The 18,443-nt window shown below is 34.6% G+C and carries 14 protein-coding genes and 4 tRNA genes; 5 read left to right on the plus strand and 13 right to left on the minus strand.

All coding sequences use genetic code 11. The features are described from left to right. Nucleotides 1-3: 3 nt before the first annotated feature. Nucleotides 4-3,084, minus strand: coding sequence for a tetratricopeptide repeat protein (locus tag MY04_RS06670; protein ID WP_066207890.1), 3,081 nt, complete (start codon nucleotides 3,082-3,084; stop codon nucleotides 4-6). A gap of 399 nt (nucleotides 3,085-3,483) precedes the next feature. On the opposite strand from MY04_RS06670, the gene hisG reads away from it, so the two are divergent. Together hisG and hisD are read left to right on the plus strand one after the other, a co-directional pair. Beyond that, nucleotides 3,484-4,341 (plus strand): ATP phosphoribosyltransferase, encoded by an 858-nt coding sequence (gene hisG, locus MY04_RS06675; RefSeq protein WP_066207891.1) that lies wholly within the window; start codon nucleotides 3,484-3,486, stop codon nucleotides 4,339-4,341. A 14-nt stretch (nucleotides 4,342-4,355) separates the two neighbouring features. After that, a complete protein-coding gene (gene hisD, locus MY04_RS06680; protein ID WP_066207893.1) occupies nucleotides 4,356-5,642 on the plus strand; it encodes a histidinol dehydrogenase in 1,287 nt (428 codons plus the stop codon). 81 nt (nucleotides 5,643-5,723) lie between these two features. On the opposite strand, the gene MY04_RS06685 is transcribed toward hisD, so the two are convergent. From MY04_RS06685 to cysM, 3 genes are read right to left on the minus strand one after another with little or no spacing between them, the layout of a single operon-like run. Next, nucleotides 5,724-6,338 carry a MarC family protein gene (locus MY04_RS06685; protein WP_066207895.1) on the minus strand — a complete coding sequence of 205 codons (615 nt, stop codon included), beginning with the start codon at nucleotides 6,336-6,338 and terminating at the stop codon, nucleotides 5,724-5,726. Next, the gene (locus MY04_RS06690; RefSeq protein WP_066207897.1) at nucleotides 6,338-6,847 is read right to left on the minus strand and encodes a DUF3347 domain-containing protein; all 510 of its coding nucleotides are present in this window, start codon (nucleotides 6,845-6,847) and stop codon (nucleotides 6,338-6,340) included. The genes MY04_RS06685 and MY04_RS06690 overlap by 1 nt, the downstream gene beginning before the upstream one ends. Nucleotides 6,848-6,853: 6 nt before the next feature. Next, complete coding sequence (gene cysM / locus MY04_RS06695; protein ID WP_066207899.1) at nucleotides 6,854-7,732, minus strand: cysteine synthase CysM; 879 nt, start codon at nucleotides 7,730-7,732, stop codon at nucleotides 6,854-6,856. 245 nt (nucleotides 7,733-7,977) lie between these two features. Between cysM and gcvT the strand changes: the two genes are divergently transcribed. Next, a complete protein-coding gene (gcvT, locus tag MY04_RS06700; RefSeq protein ID WP_066207901.1) occupies nucleotides 7,978-9,075 on the plus strand; it encodes a glycine cleavage system aminomethyltransferase GcvT in 1,098 nt (365 codons plus the stop codon). Between the two features lie 50 nt (nucleotides 9,076-9,125). On the opposite strand, the gene MY04_RS06705 is transcribed toward gcvT, so the two are convergent. The 7 genes from MY04_RS06705 to MY04_RS06735 all read right to left on the minus strand — a co-directional run bounded on the left by MY04_RS06705 (nucleotide 9,126) and on the right by MY04_RS06735 (nucleotide 11,761). Further along, complete coding sequence (locus tag MY04_RS06705; protein ID WP_066207903.1) at nucleotides 9,126-9,500, minus strand: hypothetical protein; 375 nt, start codon at nucleotides 9,498-9,500, stop codon at nucleotides 9,126-9,128. A 186-nt stretch (nucleotides 9,501-9,686) separates the two neighbouring features. Then, nucleotides 9,687-9,770: transfer RNA gene (locus MY04_RS06710), tRNA-Leu, on the minus strand. A 19-nt stretch (nucleotides 9,771-9,789) separates the two neighbouring features. Then, nucleotides 9,790-9,873, minus strand: a tRNA-Leu gene (locus MY04_RS06715). A gap of 30 nt (nucleotides 9,874-9,903) precedes the next feature. Beyond that, nucleotides 9,904-9,987, minus strand: a tRNA-Leu gene (locus MY04_RS06720). A gap of 26 nt (nucleotides 9,988-10,013) precedes the next feature. Further along, nucleotides 10,014-10,097: transfer RNA gene (locus MY04_RS06725), tRNA-Leu, on the minus strand. A 171-nt stretch (nucleotides 10,098-10,268) separates the two neighbouring features. Then, complete coding sequence (gene surE / locus MY04_RS06730; RefSeq protein ID WP_066207905.1) at nucleotides 10,269-11,030, minus strand: 5'/3'-nucleotidase SurE; 762 nt, start codon at nucleotides 11,028-11,030, stop codon at nucleotides 10,269-10,271. Between the two features lie 80 nt (nucleotides 11,031-11,110). After that, a complete protein-coding gene (locus tag MY04_RS06735; RefSeq protein WP_066207911.1) occupies nucleotides 11,111-11,761 on the minus strand; it encodes a hypothetical protein in 651 nt (216 codons plus the stop codon). 475 nt (nucleotides 11,762-12,236) lie between these two features. Here MY04_RS06735 and aceB point away from each other — a divergent pair, with 475 nt between their 5' ends. Both aceB and aceA read left to right on the plus strand, forming a co-directional pair. Next, nucleotides 12,237-13,841, plus strand: a complete 1,605-nt coding sequence (gene aceB / locus MY04_RS06740; protein ID WP_084005795.1) for a malate synthase A — start codon at nucleotides 12,237-12,239, stop codon at nucleotides 13,839-13,841. Between the two features lie 179 nt (nucleotides 13,842-14,020). Next, nucleotides 14,021-15,295, plus strand: coding sequence for an isocitrate lyase (gene aceA / locus MY04_RS06745; RefSeq protein WP_066207917.1), 1,275 nt, complete (start codon nucleotides 14,021-14,023; stop codon nucleotides 15,293-15,295). 99 nt (nucleotides 15,296-15,394) lie between these two features. Here aceA and MY04_RS06750 read toward each other — a convergent pair whose 3' ends face one another. Next, the gene (locus tag MY04_RS06750) at nucleotides 15,395-16,531 is read right to left on the minus strand and encodes a hypothetical protein (RefSeq protein ID WP_066207919.1); all 1,137 of its coding nucleotides are present in this window, start codon (nucleotides 16,529-16,531) and stop codon (nucleotides 15,395-15,397) included. Continuing rightward, nucleotides 16,495-18,393 (minus strand): ribosomal protection-like ABC-F family protein, encoded by a 1,899-nt coding sequence (gene abc-f, locus MY04_RS06755; RefSeq protein ID WP_066207921.1) that lies wholly within the window; start codon nucleotides 18,391-18,393, stop codon nucleotides 16,495-16,497. The genes MY04_RS06750 and abc-f overlap by 37 nt, the downstream gene beginning before the upstream one ends. Nucleotides 18,394-18,443: the final 50 nt, after the last annotated feature.

Consider the following 18,443-nt stretch of genomic DNA (forward strand, 5'->3'; position numbering starts at 1 on the left):
ATCTTAGTTTGTTGGTGCTACAGTACTTTTATCTAATTTGATTTGCTTAATTTCCTCCAATCGTTTGGTGGCCAACATTTTATCCTCTTGAGAAACCGAATATTGCTGAATTGATTCTAAAGTTGCTTTTGCATTAAATAGATCATCTATAGAAATATAATTTTCTGCAATCAATAAATACCCTTTCGATGTCCATATTGGATAGCCTGCAAATTTCTTTTGAACACCTAATAAAGCCTGTGTACTTGTTGTGAATTTCTGATCAATTAATTTTTTAGATTCTGAAGTGCCAATCGATTGATTTCCGTCTTGATAAATCAAAGCAACCTTTCTTAAACAAACACCTGTATAATATTGTGCCTGTGCTCCAATTTCACTACTTGATTCCTTCGATAGTTGATCAAAACTAGTTAACGCTTTATTATAGTTTCCTTTTTCAAAGTCTATTTTTGATAGAAATAATCTTGCTTCCAATACATAGCGAGACATTTTTTCATCAATAATCTTATTCGCATAAGCAGAAGATGCAGTATAATCCTTCTCTTCAAAATGTGCTTTCATTAAACCTACATTTACTGCCCACTTGGTAGTTCTGCGTGTAGCTATTTTATCCAATTCGTTATACGACTCTATAGCTGCTTTGTATTCTTTTTCTTCCAAATGTAAATCACTCACATACCTCAACGACTTTTCCTTTTCTGGCATGTGTTCTACCTTTTCAAAAGCCTTAATTGCTTCCTGATTATTTTTCAACATCTTATGAGAAAAACCTAATGAAAAATAAATATCATCAGAGAATTTTGAAGAAGGCGTTGTTACTAAAAAGTGATTTAAAGTCTGTACAGCTCTAGCATAATCCTTCTCCTGATACGGTTTCATTGCAGTATTGAAATCATCTATCAAGGTGGCGTTACTTTCTGGATTCGCTTCTTTAAATATAGCTTTATAGTGATCCAATTCAGATACCACATACGTATCATTATCCATTTCCTGAAGTGCTTCAATGGCATTTTCTGCTTCTGGAGAAACCGGATCTTTATCAATCAGGTATTTATAATCTTTTTCCGCTAAATCATTTTGTGCTAATAATGAATACACCAACGCTCTATTAGCAATAGCTGATATATATACAGATGATTGAGGATATTTATCAATTACAATGCTGTATTCTTTAATCGCATCATTGTATTTATATCCTTCTCTTAACAAATTAGCTGCATGATAAGCCGATAATGGGGCGAATGCAGATGAACCATACTCAGACACAATAGATTTATATTCTCTATAGGCGTCCGTTTTCATTCCTTTTGCTCTTTTTATCTGTGCTCTTTGATAAGCAATATAATCTTGCTCTTCCGAGTTATTACCTTCTGCCATAGCATATGATCGATCGGCCACTTCATATTTATGTGTTCCAAAATAACAATCGGCTCTTCTCACTATAGCTTCTGTTATTCTAGATCTTGGTTCAGAACTTCTACCATTATTGATGTAATAAGAGTAATTATCAATTGCTGATGTATAATCCGCTTCAGCATATTGTACATAGGCTAGTCCGAATCTTGATTTTAAGTAATATTCTGATTCTTGGGGGATTTTCTTGTAATAATAAGCTGCAGTATCAAAATAATTTAGTGCCGAATACCCTTCACCCAAAAAGAAATTTGATGCCTGCAAAAGATCATCATTAAAAGGATATCTTTGAGATTTCCTCAGAAGCTTCACCTCTCCTTCCTCATTATTATCATTCCCTAACTCTACTGCCTTATTAAAGGCTGCTTCTTGATACGCTCTCTGTTCAGCTTCCGTCAAATACGATTTCTTATCTAATATCTTTAATGCTCTTGAGTAATCTCCAGAATTCACAAAAGCAACATTCATTAGATTTTCCACTTCTGAATATCTACCCGAATTAGGGAAGTAAGCCAAAAAGTAATCGCATGCTCGTGGTACTGAAGAATACAATTCAAGATCAAATAATAATTTGCAATAGTTATAAGACGATTGTTCTTGAATTGTTTTATTGAATTCTAATTTGGACGCTTGCTCAAAACCAATCATCGCTTTTTCTTTATCACCCAAACTAAGGGCCACTACTCCTAAATTATAAGCTGATAATTGAGCTAATTTATCCTTTTCTTTACTATCTGCTGCATTAGACAAATAAGGCAAAGCATCTTTTGGGTCATCAATTTTAAACTTTGTATATCCAATTTGGTAGGAGGTTACTCGATCTACAGCGAATAATGGAATATCTTTTAAATATTCATCAAAATACAAATTGGCTTTTTCGAAATTATTCTTTTTGAAATAGACTTTAGCGGCAAATAACATAGCATCTGAAGGAAGGTGTATATCATTATTTCTTGCTTCAGCGATCATTTTTAGCATTTTATCTTCTTGTCCTAGCTTATAATAAGCTAATGGCAATAAAGCATAAGCGTATGGTCTAATTTCAGGGTCATTGACTGCTTTTTCTAAATCTGTAGCAGCAGTTTCATAATCTCCATTATCATATTCTAAATAACCGGCATAATAACTTGATTTATTCGCATAAGGGTGAGTGCCTTTCTTTAATACTTGAAAAAGCTTGTTGGCTTCTTTATAGTTGCCTTGATCAAAATTGGCATAAGCTGCTTGATAGGCTACTTTTCTATCGTTATCATCGTAAAAATCAAAAAACGGATCTTTATTAAACGCCTCCAATGCCTTGGCATACTCCCCTTTCTCAAAATAATGAGAGCCCAATGCTTTATAGGCTTTTTTAGAAAACGGATGTACAGGATATTTTTTAACGAAAAACTCAATTTGCTTATCGGCATCGGGATGTGCCAATTCCATCTGACAAAGTGCTAAATAATATTCTGCTTCAATGCATTTCTCGTTCTTTCCACAATATTTATTAGTGAATTGCTTAAATAGCCTACGTGAAGCCGAAAAATTATTCTCAGAAAATAAAACTTTCGCTTTATTAAACATTCTTTCTTGTTCTGAGTAATATAGTTGCCCTTGTGCGAAAAGTGATGCAGTACTATTCAAAGTAAAGGCAAAAAAGAAAAGGTATATGATCAGTCTTTGATTCATTACGTGTATCGGGGATTGAAGTAACTTCTAATTAGTTCAATTGAAAAAGTATTTCAAAATAAATATTTTATCTCATAAATCCCTTAACGAGGTGATAAAATGTATGTTTTTGTCAATTTATTAAATATTCTTCACGTTATACGATGATTGAAGCCATTATTAAAAGCAGAAATATATATAAGTACTTACATTTCTTAATTATCAACAATTCGTTTATTTATTTATAAATCTACCTTTAAAAACATTTATTTGATGTAATTTTCTAAAAATATAAGTAGATTTGATATAAAATTGATTTAACTAAAAAAGTTAGATCATATAATACGTTCATTTAAAGAACTGAACTACATTATTAACTTTTTAAAGTGTTTGACTATCAAAGGATAACACAAAACAATTATGACAAAACTTAAGATTGCAATCCAAAAGTCAGGTCGTTTGAGTGAGGGATCATTAAACTTGATCCGTCAGTGTGGAATTAAAATTCCTAGAATGAAGGGAGCTTTAAAAGCAGAAGCTAGCAATTTTCCTTTAGAATTTTTATTCCTTCGTGATGATGACATTCCGGGTTACGTACAAGATGGCGTTGCGGATCTCGGTATCGTAGGTGCCAATGAGGCGGTTGAAAAAGATAAAAATGTAGACACTATCCATCATCTAGGTTTCTCTAAATGCCGTTTATCCATTGCTATTCCAAAAGAAAAAGAATATAACGGTCTAAAGGACTTAGACGGAAAGAGTATCGCTACATCTTATCCTAAAATTTTAGGTGATTACCTTAAAGAAAATGGTGTATCTGCTGATATTCATGAAATTTCTGGGTCTGTTGAGATTGCTCCAAATATTGGTCTTGCTGATGCGATCTGTGACTTAGTAAGTACAGGTTCGACATTGATGCAAAACAATTTGAAAGAAGTTGAAAGTATTTTCGATTCTGAAGCATTAATGATAGCCACTCCAGGTTTATCTGATGAGAAAAAAGCCATTGTTGATCAGTTATTATTTAGAATCAATTCGATTCAAACAGCTGATAACAATAAATATATTCTTTTGAATGCTCCTAAGGAGAACCTTCAAACAATCATCAATCTCTTACCAGGTATGAGATCTCCTTCTATCCTTCCTTTGGCTAACGAAGAGTATGTTTCTATTCATACTGTAATTGCTGAAGATGATTTCTGGAGTAAAATTGAAGCTCTAAAGGAAGCAGGTGCAGAAGGTATCTTAGTTGTACCTATCGAGAAAATGATTCTTTAGTAAAAAGAAGGCTTATGAAGATTTATAAAAATCCAGATAGATCCACTTGGGGAGAATTGCTTCAAAGACCTGCCATGCGTATGGAGGAAATTGAAAAGCAAGTCGCACCCATCCTTAAAACCGTAGCGACCGACGGCGATTCTGCACTAAGAGCATTCTCTCGTCAGTTTGATGGTGCAGAGGTGGATTCTATTATTGTTTCTGAAAAAGAATTTGAGGACGCTATCCAATTGGTGGATAGCGAACTTAAAGCTTCTATAGATATTGCTATCCAAAACATTACTACTTTTCACGCTTCTCAGAAAACAGAAACGTTACAAGTAGAAACTATGGACGGCATCAATTGCTGGAGAAAAAGTGTGCCTATCCAAAAAGTAGGCTTGTATATCCCTGGTGGATCTGCTCCCCTATTTTCTACCGTCATTATGATCGGTGCTCCTGCAATTATCGCAGGTTGTGAAGAGGTTTGTTTGTGTACTCCTCCTAATAAAGAAGGAAACATCCACCCTGCTATTTTATATACTGCCTATAAAATTGGTATCAAAAACGTATTTAAAGTAGGCGGTGCACAAGCAATTGCTGCCATGACTTTCGGAACTGAAACCATTCCAGCTGTATCTAAAATATTTGGACCTGGAAACCAGTACGTAACTGCAGCTAAACAATTAGCCACTAAAGAAGGTGTTGCCATAGATATGCCTGCAGGCCCATCTGAAGTTTTAGTTTGGGCTGACGAAACTGCTCAACCAGAATTCATTGCCGCCGATTTATTATCGCAAGCTGAACATGGACCTGACAGCCAAGTAATACTCGTTTCTTCTTCTCAAGAAGTGATTGATAATACGATGGTCGAAGTCGAAAATCAATTAAAGAAATTACCTCGTCAAGAAATTGCTGCTAAAGCTTTATCTCACTCGAGAAGTTTCTTAATTGAAGATCCAAAAACAGCCTTAGATCTAGTAAACGAATATGCCGCAGAACATTTGATATTATCTCTTGATAATGCCGATGACATCTGTAACAAAATTATCAACGCTGGGTCTGTCTTTGTAGGTCACCTTACTCCTGAATCTGCCGGAGATTACGCTTCTGGCACTAACCATACACTTCCAACGTACGGTTATGCTAAAAACTATTCTGGTGTTTCTTTGGATAGTTATTATAGAAAAATCACTTTCCAAAAGATTAACGAAACAGGTTTAAGTGCACTTGGACCTCACGTAGAAAGAATGGCTGAAGCCGAAGAGTTGCAAGCACATAAAAATGCGGTGACTGTAAGGTTGAATTCGTTGAAGAAATAATCTTGTATTTAAGATAAAAGTAAAAAGGCTTCTTTAAACTGTATATGTTTAGAGAAGCCTTTTTCTTTTGTAAATTCAATATTATAAATCAAAAGCTAGCTTTACTCCTGCAACCATCATATCTGTGCCTATTATTGCCAGAATCAATCCCATAATTTTACCAACAACGGCAATTAAATTAGCTCCTAATTTCTCAAGGATTCTATCACTTAATATGAAAGCCAAGTAGGTAAGCATTATCATCACTCCGAAAACAATACATACAATAGCTATTTTATCATATCCTGCATCAGTTACTTGATTCATAGCTGTGACGATTGTTCCTGGACCAGCTAAAATCGGAATGGCTAAAGGAGATATGGCTATGCTGTCTGAACTCTCCTCGGTATCATTATTATGAATCTTCGATTTCTTTGACATCAACATTTCGAAACCAACGTAGAAGAGTAAAACTCCTCCGGTAATCTTAAATGCTGGAATAGTAATTCCAAATAATTGGAAAATGTACTTCCCGGCAATAACAAAAACAACCACTATAATGAAAGCTGTTAATGTAGATTTCTTGGCGATGTGTTTTATTTCTTTTTTAGATTTACCTTCTACTACCCCTAAAAATATAGGCGTATTAGCAATAGGGTTCATCACAGCAAAAAAGCTTAAAAACACGGTTAGTGAAAATGTCAAATACTCATTCATTATTTTTTGATTTCCTTCATTACTCTACCACAGTGTAGCATTTCATCTCCAAAGTAAGGATTGTCCACCTCATTAGTAGCACTTAACCAATCAGCACCAGTATTATTAAATGCCATTGGACAGTGAACAACATACACATCCATACCTGCATTTCCTTCTTCTGCTACTTTTTGATAATAAGCTGTTACTGCTTGGAACTCCTTTCTCTGAATTGCTAAGTCTGCACTTGCAATAATATTTTCAGTTGCTGTTTTCACCTCAACATCAATCCCTTCTGGCATTGTAGCTAAAAGACGTTTTGCATAAGTTTGAGCTGCAGTAGGATTTGATTTTACTAAACATTCAGATAACTTAAAATAAGCTTGGTGACCTTTTGCTTTAGCAGCATCATATACTACGGGTTTAAGCACGACTTTTTCTTCTTGCTTCACTTGTTTTTTACCTTCATTCGATTGGCATGAAAACAATAACGCTACTAAAAAGATAGGTAATAAAATTAATTTTCTCATTCTATATTAAAATAAATCAGTTGAAAGATATTTGTCTCCTCTATCACAAACGATAAATACAATAACGCCTTTATCTATTTTTTTGGCCGTTTCTAAAGCCACATAACATGAACCTCCACTACTCATTCCTGCAAAAATACCTTCTTCTTTTGCTAACCTTCTAGCTGTATCAGTTGCTTGTTCTTTAGAAACATCCATTTTTTGATCAACGCGTGATTCATCAAAAATCTTTGGCAGGTATTCTTTAGGCCAACGTCTGATGCCTGGTATTCTTGCTCCATCAGCAGGTTGTGCTCCTACTATTGTGATATCTGACGATTGTTCTTTTAAATATTTTGATGTTCCCATAATTGTACCCGTAGTACCCATTGCAGAAACAAAGTGTGTCACTTCTTGATTAGTATCTCTCCAGATTTCTGGACCTGTTGTCTTATAATGTGCTAAATAATTATCCGGATTATCAAATTGATTCAACATAAAATAACCACCCTCTTCAACTTTAGATAATGCATAATCTCTAGCACCTTCCATCGATATTTTCTGAGGAGTTAATGTAACAGTTGCTCCATAGGCCTTCATCGACTTCACTCTTTCGATCGTTGCACTATCAGGCATTACTAATTCAATTTCCACACCCATTAGACTTGCCATCATGGCTAGAGCAATTCCTGTATTTCCGCTTGTTGCCTCAATAAGTTTCATCCCTGGTTTAAGGTCTCCACGCTTTTTTGCTTCGTTAATCATATTAAAAGCAGCACGGTCTTTTACACTACCACCTGGATTCTGACCTTCTAATTTTGCAAAAATTCTAACGTTTGGATTGGGATTTATATTTTGTAACTCTACTAAGGGAGTATTTCCTACTAATGAAAGTACTGAGGACATATATTTTTAGTTTGAATGTAAGAATAATACAAACGCTAATTTCTTCATTTTTTTGTTGGTTTTCAATATTTAGACCCTCAATGTTTTAGTAAAAGTTAAGTAATGTATATTAATAAAAGTATATGAAATTCGAATCGTATCTCTTACTTTTGGCAATTCAATACAAAGGTCGTCTTCGATCTCTATTTTTGAGCCTATTTTTTTATATAAAGCTCACCACATAAAACACATATATTTAAATAATTATGTCAGAACAAGTATTAAAAACAATTGCCCTAAACGATGTGCATGAAGCACTAGGAGCTAAAATGGTTCCTTTTGCAGGATACAACATGCCTGTTAGATACTCTTCGGACATCGAGGAACATAAAACAGTAAGAAATGGTGTTGGTGTTTTTGATGTATCTCACATGGGTGAATTCATGTTAAGAGGACCAAAAGCATTGGACCTAATTCAAAAGGTTTCTTCAAACGATGCTTCTAAATTGTTTGATGGTAAAGCACAGTATTCTTGTCTTCCTAATGACAAAGGTGGTATTGTTGATGATTTAATCATTTACAAGATCAAAGATGAAGAATACATGCTAGTGGTGAATGCTTCTAATATCGAAAAAGATTGGAATTGGATTTCTAGCCACAATACTGATGGCGTTGAAATGGAAAACATTTCAGATGAAATGTCTCTTTTTGCCGTTCAAGGACCAAAAGCTGCAGAGGCAATGCAATCACTTACTGATGTAAACTTATCTGAAATGGAGTTTTATACTTTCTCTAAAGGTAAATTTGCAGGTGTTGACAACGTAATCATTTCAGCTACTGGCTACACTGGTGCTGGTGGTTTTGAATTATATGTACCAAATGATGTTGCTAAAACTGTTTGGGATAAAATTTTTGAAGCTGGAGCTGACTTTGACATCAAACCAATTGGTTTAGGTGCTAGAGATACCCTTCGTCTAGAAATGGGTTATTGCCTTTATGGTAACGATATCGATGATACTACTTCTCCACTTGAAGCTGGATTAGGTTGGGTAACTAAATTCACGAAAGATTTCGTTAACTCAGAAAACCTTAAGAAACAAAAAGAAGAAGGTGTTACTAGACGACTTGTAGGTATTGAATTATTGGACAGAGGTGTACCTAGAGGTGGATATAATGTATTAAACCAAGAGGGTGAAGTAATTGGTAAATTAACTTCTGGTACTATGTCTCCTATGCTTGGTAAAGGCGTTGCTCTTGGTTATGTGAATAGACCACTAACAAAACCGGGTTCTGAAATTCTTATTGAAGTAAGAAATAGAAAACTGAAAGCTGTTGTTTCAAAACCTCCTTTTTACAAAGGTTAATTGAAACATATAGATATAAAAAAACCTTATCATTAATTTGATAAGGTTTTTTATTGTAATATATCTTTGACCTGAGGCCTGAGTTTTTCGAATAAAATGATTAACTCTGATTTATCTTGCAAAAAGTTGTCTACTCTACTGTGAACTAATCTATTTTTTGAATCAACATCCAAAGAATCCAAGTCTTTTCCATCTCCTAGAATACTTTGTGCATCTACATACTCTTCATATAGTAATACACCGTCGTATCTAGTAATGGTAAAGTGAAGAACAGAAGTATCAAGATCATCACCTCTTAGTTCAGCTTGAAACGTATCCAACTTAAGTGGCTTACTGTAAGTTAACTCATACTTTTTTGTATATAGAATATCGCCATTCAAATCTCCTTGAATGTCTTCTTCACAACTACTTATTAGTAGTAGCAATAATATCCCGTATAGTAATCGTTTTAACAAAAGCACTTAATATTATAATTTCGTTATGCAAATATACTAAATTTTAACGGTAGTAGATCATAAATGTTGAAATTTTGTTAAAATATTTAATTTTATTTACATGAGGAACTTTTTTGTAGACGCAAAAAAAAGGTATTGAATTAACAATACCTTTTGTACCTGGGGTGGGGCTCGAACCCACACGAGGTCACCCTCACAAGATTTTGAGTCTAGCGCGTCTACCAATTCCGCCACCCAGGCGATTATAAAAACATTATTGTACTCGGGGTGGGGCTCGAACCCACACGAGGTCACCCTCACAAGATTTTGAGTCTAGCGCGTCTACCAATTCCGCCACCCGAGCAAATGTTTTTATAATAATATGTTTTTGTAGTACCTAGGGTGGGACTCGAACCCACACGTGGTTACCCACACAAGATTTTGAGTCTAGCGCGTCTACCAATTCCGCCACCTAGGCTTAAAAAATATATTTATTGAAAAAAGTACCTGGGGTGGGACTCGAACCCACACGTGGTTACCCACACAAGATTTTGAGTCTAGCGCGTCTACCAATTCCGCCACCCAGGCATTTCAAGAAATGTATTTTTTCTACAGCTCTCCGTTCGAAAGCGATGCAAATATGCATGGTTAAAAATTAGAAACCAAACTACTTTAATGTAGTTGACAATATCCAATCCTTAACCATTTGAAATTTAGCATTAAAATTTTCTATTTTTTTTCTTGGACACCCCAAAAAACCTATTCTGAAAGAAGTTTTTGAAGATAATCATGGTCTGTTAAGTCAATTTTTACAGGAACTACACTTGCATAATTATTGTTAATAGCCCATTCATCAGTATCATTTCCTTCATCAAAGAGCACATATTTACCAGTTAACCATAAATATCGTCTTCCACTTGGGTCTGTTCTTTCATCAAATTCTTCTTGCCATTTCCCTTTCGCTTGTCGACAATATTTAAATCCTTTGATAGGTTCATCACTTACTTTAGGGAAATTCACATTTAAAGCAGTTGCACTTGGCAATCCTTTTTCAATTACTTTTTTAGCAATTTCAGAAACCAATTCTTTAGTATGATCAAATTCTGCATCATAACTATAATCACATACTGAAAAACCTATTGCAGGTAATCCTTCAATAGTTGCTTCTAATGCAGCACTCATCGTTCCCGAATAAAGAATACTTACCGATGAGTTACTTCCATGGTTTACTCCACTTACAACTAAATCAGGTAATCGATCTAAGATATGATTCTTTGCCAACTTCACACAATCTGCTGGAGTCCCCGAACATTGATAGGCTTTAATTCCTAATTCGCTAAAAATATCAGATTCATAATATTTTAATGGATCATGAATTGTAATTGCATGTCCCATTCCTGATTGGGGACTATCAGGAGCAACAACAACCACCTCTCCTATTTGATGCATAATGTTGACTAAAAATCCAATTCCTTTAGATGTGATACCATCGTCGTTGGTAATTAAGATAAGGGGTTTCATATTTTCTTTTAAATTAAAAAACGGGCAATATTGCCCGTTAAATATATAAGTATTTACTGATTAAATTCTGATAATAAGCGTTATTTATTTGTTACTTCAGGTTCAACTAAAGTATCATAGTAACGTACTATTTGTAAAAAATCTTCACGATCTTGATAATCCAATTTATTTACTTTGATAAATGCCTCCACTTTATCTTTATACTTTCCAAAGTACACTAGCATTGTCTCCAATTTTCTAGTATCCACCTGCCTAATTTCAGCATACATATCCATTAAATAGAAATCATATACCAAAACTCTTCTCCTACTATTATAATTAGATCCCCAATAAGGATCGTAGGATGTCTCAGAAATTTCAGCAATTCTTTCTCTGATCAATAATATATAAGGTTCGCCATCTTCTAATAATTCGAAAAAGTGATTCTTCACATACCCTTTAGACTGTTTAAATGGCAAAGAATAAAAGTACCTTTCCCTGCGTGTCATGGCATCCATTATCTGAAATGATCTCACATTCTGAGCACCAAAAGATTTAATAACGCCATTCACTATAATCTGAATAGACTCCACTCCTTCTTCTAAGGAATATTTAAGCTTTCCTTTAAGAGTAGTCCCATCATTTAGATCTACTTCTCCAAAGTGCCAGTATTCTGATGGAAATTCCTGAGCATTAATATTAAATGATAGAAAAAGAGCACTTATTAGTCCTAGAATTTTGATCCTTAACATTGAATGATAATTGAGTCAAGTTTATATATGAAAATTGAAAAGCTGAAAAGTGATAAAAGAAAAGAAACTGATAAATATCTTCATCTGTTTTAACTTTTCCTCATCGACCTTCTAAATAAAAATACATTTATTATTTGTGAAATTGAAATAATCAGACAAATTCTTCTCAATGTGTATCAAATAGATCCTATGTATTCCTTTGATTAATGAAATCGACAAATTGTATTATACTAAGTTGAAATTGTATAAATGAATATTTATTCATTTTTTTAGCGAATTTTCGCTTTTTAACATTTATAAATATAATTACATATTTATATCCATTTTTAACACTTTAAACAAGTATTAATCATTCTATAATTATATTTTTTAATGATCATCAAAATGTTTCTAGCGAATTTTCGCTTTTTTTATTCATTTCGCTTTCTATATATTTGTATCAACATCAAATCACCAACAGCTAACGTTTGTATAAATGAATCTTAAGTCTACTTTAACCGAGAAAACCATCGATATCATGGGCGATATGATGATGGATCACGAAGCAATCTTAACTGATGAAGCTTTGAATTTTGTTGCAGCCTTACATAAAAGGTTCAATAAAAGAAGACTTGCTCTTTTAGAAGCAAGAACAAAAAGACAAGAGGAATTGGATAGTGGAAAACTTCCTAACTTCCTTGCAGCTACAGCCTATATTAGAAATAGTGAATGGACTGTTGCTGAGGTAAAAAAGGACATTCAAGACAGAAGAGTCGAAATTACTGGTCCGGTTGATCGAAAAATGATCATCAATGCCTTGAACTCTGGTGCAAATGTTTTTATGGCTGATTTTGAGGATGCTAATTCTCCGACTTGGACAAATTGTATGGAGGGACAGCAAAACTTGAAAGATGCTGTAAACAAAACAATTAGTTTTACGCATCCGGTCACAGCTAAGGTATATTCTCTAAACAATGAAATTGCTACGCTTTTCGTTAGACCTAGAGGATGGCATTTAGAAGAAAAACATCTAGAGTACGATGGTAAAGCTTGCTCAGGGTCACTTGTTGATTTTGGGTTGTACTTCTTCCATAATGCAAAAACCTTACTTGAAAATGGAAGTGCTCCTTATTTTTATCTACCTAAGATTGAAAGTCATTTAGAGGCAAGACTTTGGAATGACATCTTTATTTACGCTCAAGAATATATTGATATTCCACAAGGCTCTATTAAAGCTACTGTATTGATTGAGACTATTTTAGCGGCTTTTGAAATGGATGAAATCCTGTACGCGCTAAAAGAACATTCAGCAGGATTGAATTGTGGTCGTTGGGATTATATTTTCTCATATATCAAAAAATTGAGAAATATTCCAGGGTATACCCTTCCCGATAGAGCGAAGGTGACAATGAACGTTCACTTTATGAAATCATACTGTGAATTGTTAATCCAAACATGCCACAAACGTAATGCTTTTGCTATGGGAGGAATGGCCGCTCAAATTCCTATCAAGGATGATCAAAAAGCCAATCAAAAGGCAATTGACAAAGTTGCGAAAGACAAAACTCGTGAAGCCTTGGCAGGGCATGATGGTACTTGGGTGGCTCACCCAGGATTAGTTTCTGTAGCTAGAGAGGTATTCGATAGATATATGGGAGCACCTAATAACATCAAGAAGCCTGTTGAATTTAAGAAAATCACAGCCAAGGATTTATTAAAGGTACCTGAAGGTGATATCACATTAAAAGGCTTGAGAACTAATATTGATGTAGGAATCCAGTACATCAGTAAATGGTTAGACGGCCAAGGTGCAGTTCCGATCTATAATCTGATGGAGGACGCTGCTACTGCAGAAATTTCTAGATCTCAGGTTTGGCAATGGATAAAAAACAATGCGAAGACGGATGATGGACAATTGATTGATGAACAATTGTATCATCAAGTAGCTGACGATGTGATGAAGCATTTCAGAACCATTATGGGAGAAGAAAAATTCAACCAAAGTAAGTTGCAAAAAGCAAAAGACATATTTGATCAATTGGTATTAACAGATGAATTCGTTGAATTCTTAACGTTACCTGCTTATCAGCAAATTGATTAATTAAGATAAAATCTAACGAGCTTATTTGGGACATGCTCTTAGAACCATCATCTTCTTGATGTTCTCATCCAATTGGATGGTGGTTTAATCACTTTTTTTAATACGTACTTGAAAAGGCTATTTTTTGCCCTGGTATCGTACACCCTAAATTTTTATAAAACCAAAAAACAACATCGATTATGACTAAGAATGAAAGAATTGAAGCGCTAAAGAAAGAATGGGCAAATAACCCAAGATGGTCAAATATTGAAAGACCATATACTGCTGAAGAAGTAATTAAGCTTCAAGGTAATGTTGTCGTAGAACACACTTTGGCGAGAATGGGCGCTGAAAAATTATGGAAGGGTTTACATACTGAAGAATTCATGGCTGGATTGGGAGCATTGACGGGTAACCAAGCTATCCAAGAAGTAGAAGCAGGTTTAAAAGCGATTTACTTAAGTGGATGGCAAGTAGCTGCTGATGCGAATTTAGCAGGACAAATGTACCCTGATCAATCTTTATACCCTGCCGACTCTGTGCCGAAAGTTGTACAAAGAATTAATAATGCACTTAGACGTGCGGATCAAATTCAGTCAGTTGACGATAAAAACGACATTGATTATATGGTGCCGATTGTTGCCGATGCCGAGGCTGGTTTTGGAGGTAATTTAAATGCCTTCGAGCTTATGAAAATGATGATTGAAGCAGGTGCCGCTGGAGTACATTTTGAAGATCAATTATCTTCTGCAAAAAAATGTGGTCATTTAGGAGGAAAAGTACTTGTACCCACTCAAGAAGCAATTAATAAATTGGTAGCTGCTCGTTTAGCTTCTGATGTTTGCGGAATTCCTACTATTATTGTTGCGCGTACGGATGCAGATGCTGCTAATCTTCTTACATCGGATATCGATCCGAGAGATCAAGAATTTATTTATGGAGAAAGATCTTCAGAAGGTTTTTACAAAGTAAATAATGGCTTGGATCAAGCGATCTCAAGAGGTTTATCTTATGCTCCTTATGCCGATTTAATCTGGTGTGAAACTTCTCACCCTGATTTAGGAGAAGCACAAGCTTTTGCAGATGCAATTCACGCTAAATATCCAGGTAAATTACTTGCTTACAATTGTTCTCCATCATTTAACTGGGCATCGAAGTTAAGTAAAGAAGAAATGAGCACATTCAGAGAAAAGCTTGCTGCTATGGGCTATAAATTCCAATTCATCACTTTAGCTGGTTTCCATGCTTTAAACACAAGTATGTTCCAATTGGCTAAAGCTTACAAAGAAAATGGAATGGCTGGTTACTCTGAACTTCAAGAAAAAGAGTTCAGCTTACAAAAAGATGGCTTCAGAGCTGTGAAACACCAAGCTTTTGTAGGTACAACATATTTCGATGCTGTACAAAATACGGTGACCAACGGTACATCGTCTACAACAGCAATGAAAGGTAGTACAGAAACCGCTCAGTTCTAAAGAATTTATTTTCAATCATTTCTAACAGACAGCTTCCAACTAATTTTATATGTTACTTGTTATTAAAAAACCTCGCCTTATTTGGGTGAGGTTTTTTTGTTATTTTTTCGATCTCAGACTTTTTATTTCATCGATTGTTTTAAATTCTTGATTGTTGACATAAATACTTCCTTTAGTAAATAATGCGATCTTTTTATAATCATCAAGTACTATAGGTATGCCTAAATGATCTTCCTCGGCGGTATTTAATATGATATGAATAGGGTGATTGACGCTACCTATCAATTCCAAATCCCGTATTTTAGATTGATTATCAGCTACCAATATGAACGTATTTGCATCAGGAAAATTTGTTTGTGCCTCTATGATAGCCTCCATATCGTTTTCTGGAATATCACCTCCGTCACCTCTCTTTTTCACCTTAGACATCAAGTCCATCACAGGCATTACTTTAGAGCTTTTAATGCTATAAATCCCTCCGGTACTTCCTATTAATTTTTGATGACTCAATTTTGTATCACCATCATTAAAGAAAACAAAACCGATCACCTGATCTTGCGCTCTTTCTTTAATTAACCATGATAGTAAATCTAGAGTGTAAGGATACATACTTCCGGTCCAATCACTAACAACTACTGCTTTGTTCCAATTATCCCTATTTTTCTCAAATACTTTGGAAGTAGTTTCAGTGAGAACTTGATCCTCTCCTAACCTTTTTTTTACTAAATGATGAAACTTTTGATCGATATGCTTTCTACGTTTCACCTCTTCTTCAGGAGTCAAATCATGTCGTTTGTGTTTATCATAATAAACTACGATACCATGAAACATATCTGAAAACTCTTTTTTGGTCTCACCTCCAACTTGCTTTATGATTCTCCAACGAATAACAGGATCATCTATAGCACCATCAAACCAATTGGTAAATGCTTTTATACGATTCGTATTAAGTGTTGAAAAATCAAAGTCTTTTGGATGATCCGTATAGACTAATAAGACACTATCAATTTGAAGACGTGAAATGTCATTAGCTTCTGGTAAATTTAAAATTTCAGATTCACCATAAGCCATTGGTAAGGTAAAAAAATGTTTTGTAGAATCAATATCTAAAATATGCACATCACGATAAGCAGCTCTAAAATAAAGCTGTTCAGCAGATTGTGCATTTAAGTTAAATACAATTATTTGAAGTACACCAATTAACCACCATTGGCAATTTCGTCTAGTTCCATCCATCGCATCATTTTCTCATCAGCTTCCTCCATCACTTCTCCAAGTTTTTCAGACACTTCTCTGATTTCATCAGGTGATGTTACACTACCATCAGACAATTTCCCTTCCAATTCTTCTTTTTGAGCTTCTAGAGTTTCAATTTCAGCTTCTAAAGCTTCATATTCTTTCTGCTCTTTATAAGAAAGCTTCTTCGTTACTGTTTTTTGAACAGTTTTCTTTTCTTCTAATTTTTTCTCCTCTCTTAGTGCCTGCTTCTTTTCTTTCTCCACTTCATCAAGGTAAGCTCTATATTCAGAATACTTCCCATTAAAGTCTTTGATCACACCATCACCTTCAAAAATAAATAAGTGATCTACCAGTTTATCCATGAAATATCTATCGTGGGTAACCACAATAACACAGCCTTGGAAACTTTCTAAAAAGTCTTCTAATACACTTAGTGTATCTAGATCCAAGTCGTTCGTCGGCTCATCTAAGATTAAGAAGTTTGGATTTCTTAGAAGGACAGTACAGAGATACAAACGTTTACGTTCCCCTCCAGAAAGAGTTGAAATATATGAATGCTGTTTCTCTGGTGTAAATAAGAATTTATTTAGAAGTTGTAAAGGAGTAAGTGATGTCCCATCAGACATTTGATGATTTTCGGTAATGTCACGTACAACATCAATTACTTTAATGTCTTCATCGAATGACAATCCCTTTTGAGTATAATAACCATACACAATGGTTTCACCTTTTGTTATTGTCCCTTTATCAATGGATTCAGTACCTGTAAGCATGTTAAGGAAAGTAGATTTCCCTACTCCATTATTACCTACAATACCTACTCTTTCTTTTCTTTTAAAGGTGTAAGAGAAATCTTCAACAATTTTCTTCTCTCCATACGATTTAAATACGTTCTCAAATTCTAAGATCTTTCTTCCTAGACGTGACATATTTACTTGAATCTCTACCTTTTCATCCTTCTTTCCAGAATGTGCTTTCTTTTTCAAATCCTTGAAAGCATCCATTCTAAATTTCTGTTTTGTACCTCTCGCTTTAGGCATTCTTCTTACCCAATCGAGTTCTTTTCTCATCAAGTTTTTCGCCTTTTCCACAGATGCAGCTTCATTCGCTTCTCTTTCAGCTTTTTTCTCGATGTAATATGAATAGTTTCCTTTATGAGTATAGATCGTTGAATTTTCAAGCTCAATAATCTCATTACAAATTCTATCAAGGAAATATCTATCGTGGGTAACTAATAAAATTGATAGTTTCGAACGCGTTAGGAACTCCTCCAACCATTCAATCATATCTAAATCCAAGTGGTTGGTTGGCTCATCGAGAATCAAAAGATTTGGTTCTTCAATGAGTACTTTACTTAGTGCCACTCTTTTTTGCTGACCACCAGAAAGAGAATCCATTCTTCGAGAAGTATCCTCCAACTTAAATGCTGTAAGAATTTGCTTTACTCTCGCTTCAGCATCCCAAGCTTTCATTTCTTCCATTTTGGCAGTCGCTTGATCGAGTTGTTTTAGAACAGCATCCGAATAATCTAGCGTTGAAGCTTGTAAAGCAGCTTCGTAATTTTTTACTGCCCCTAAAATGGGAGAATCACTTGACAGAACATAATCTAATATATTCTGACCTTCTTCGAACTGTGGTTCCTGTTCTAAAAGACCTATAGTGATATCTTTATTGATGGCAATTTCTCCACCATCCAATGATTCTTTTCCTGCGATGGAATTTAACAGTGTAGATTTCCCTGTACCATTTTTGGCTACTAAGGCTACTTTCTGACCTTGTTGAATTCCAAAACTTATATTTTCATAAAGGGGTTTTTCTCCCCAATATTTTGTTGCATTATCAACTGATAATAAATTCATCCTATCTTTTATTTTAACTTCTCAACAAAAATAGAAGAAAAGAATATTAA

It is taken from the genome of Flammeovirga sp. MY04 (assembly GCF_001682195.2).
GTDB lineage: Bacteria > Bacteroidota > Bacteroidia > Cytophagales > Flammeovirgaceae > Flammeovirga > Flammeovirga yaeyamensis.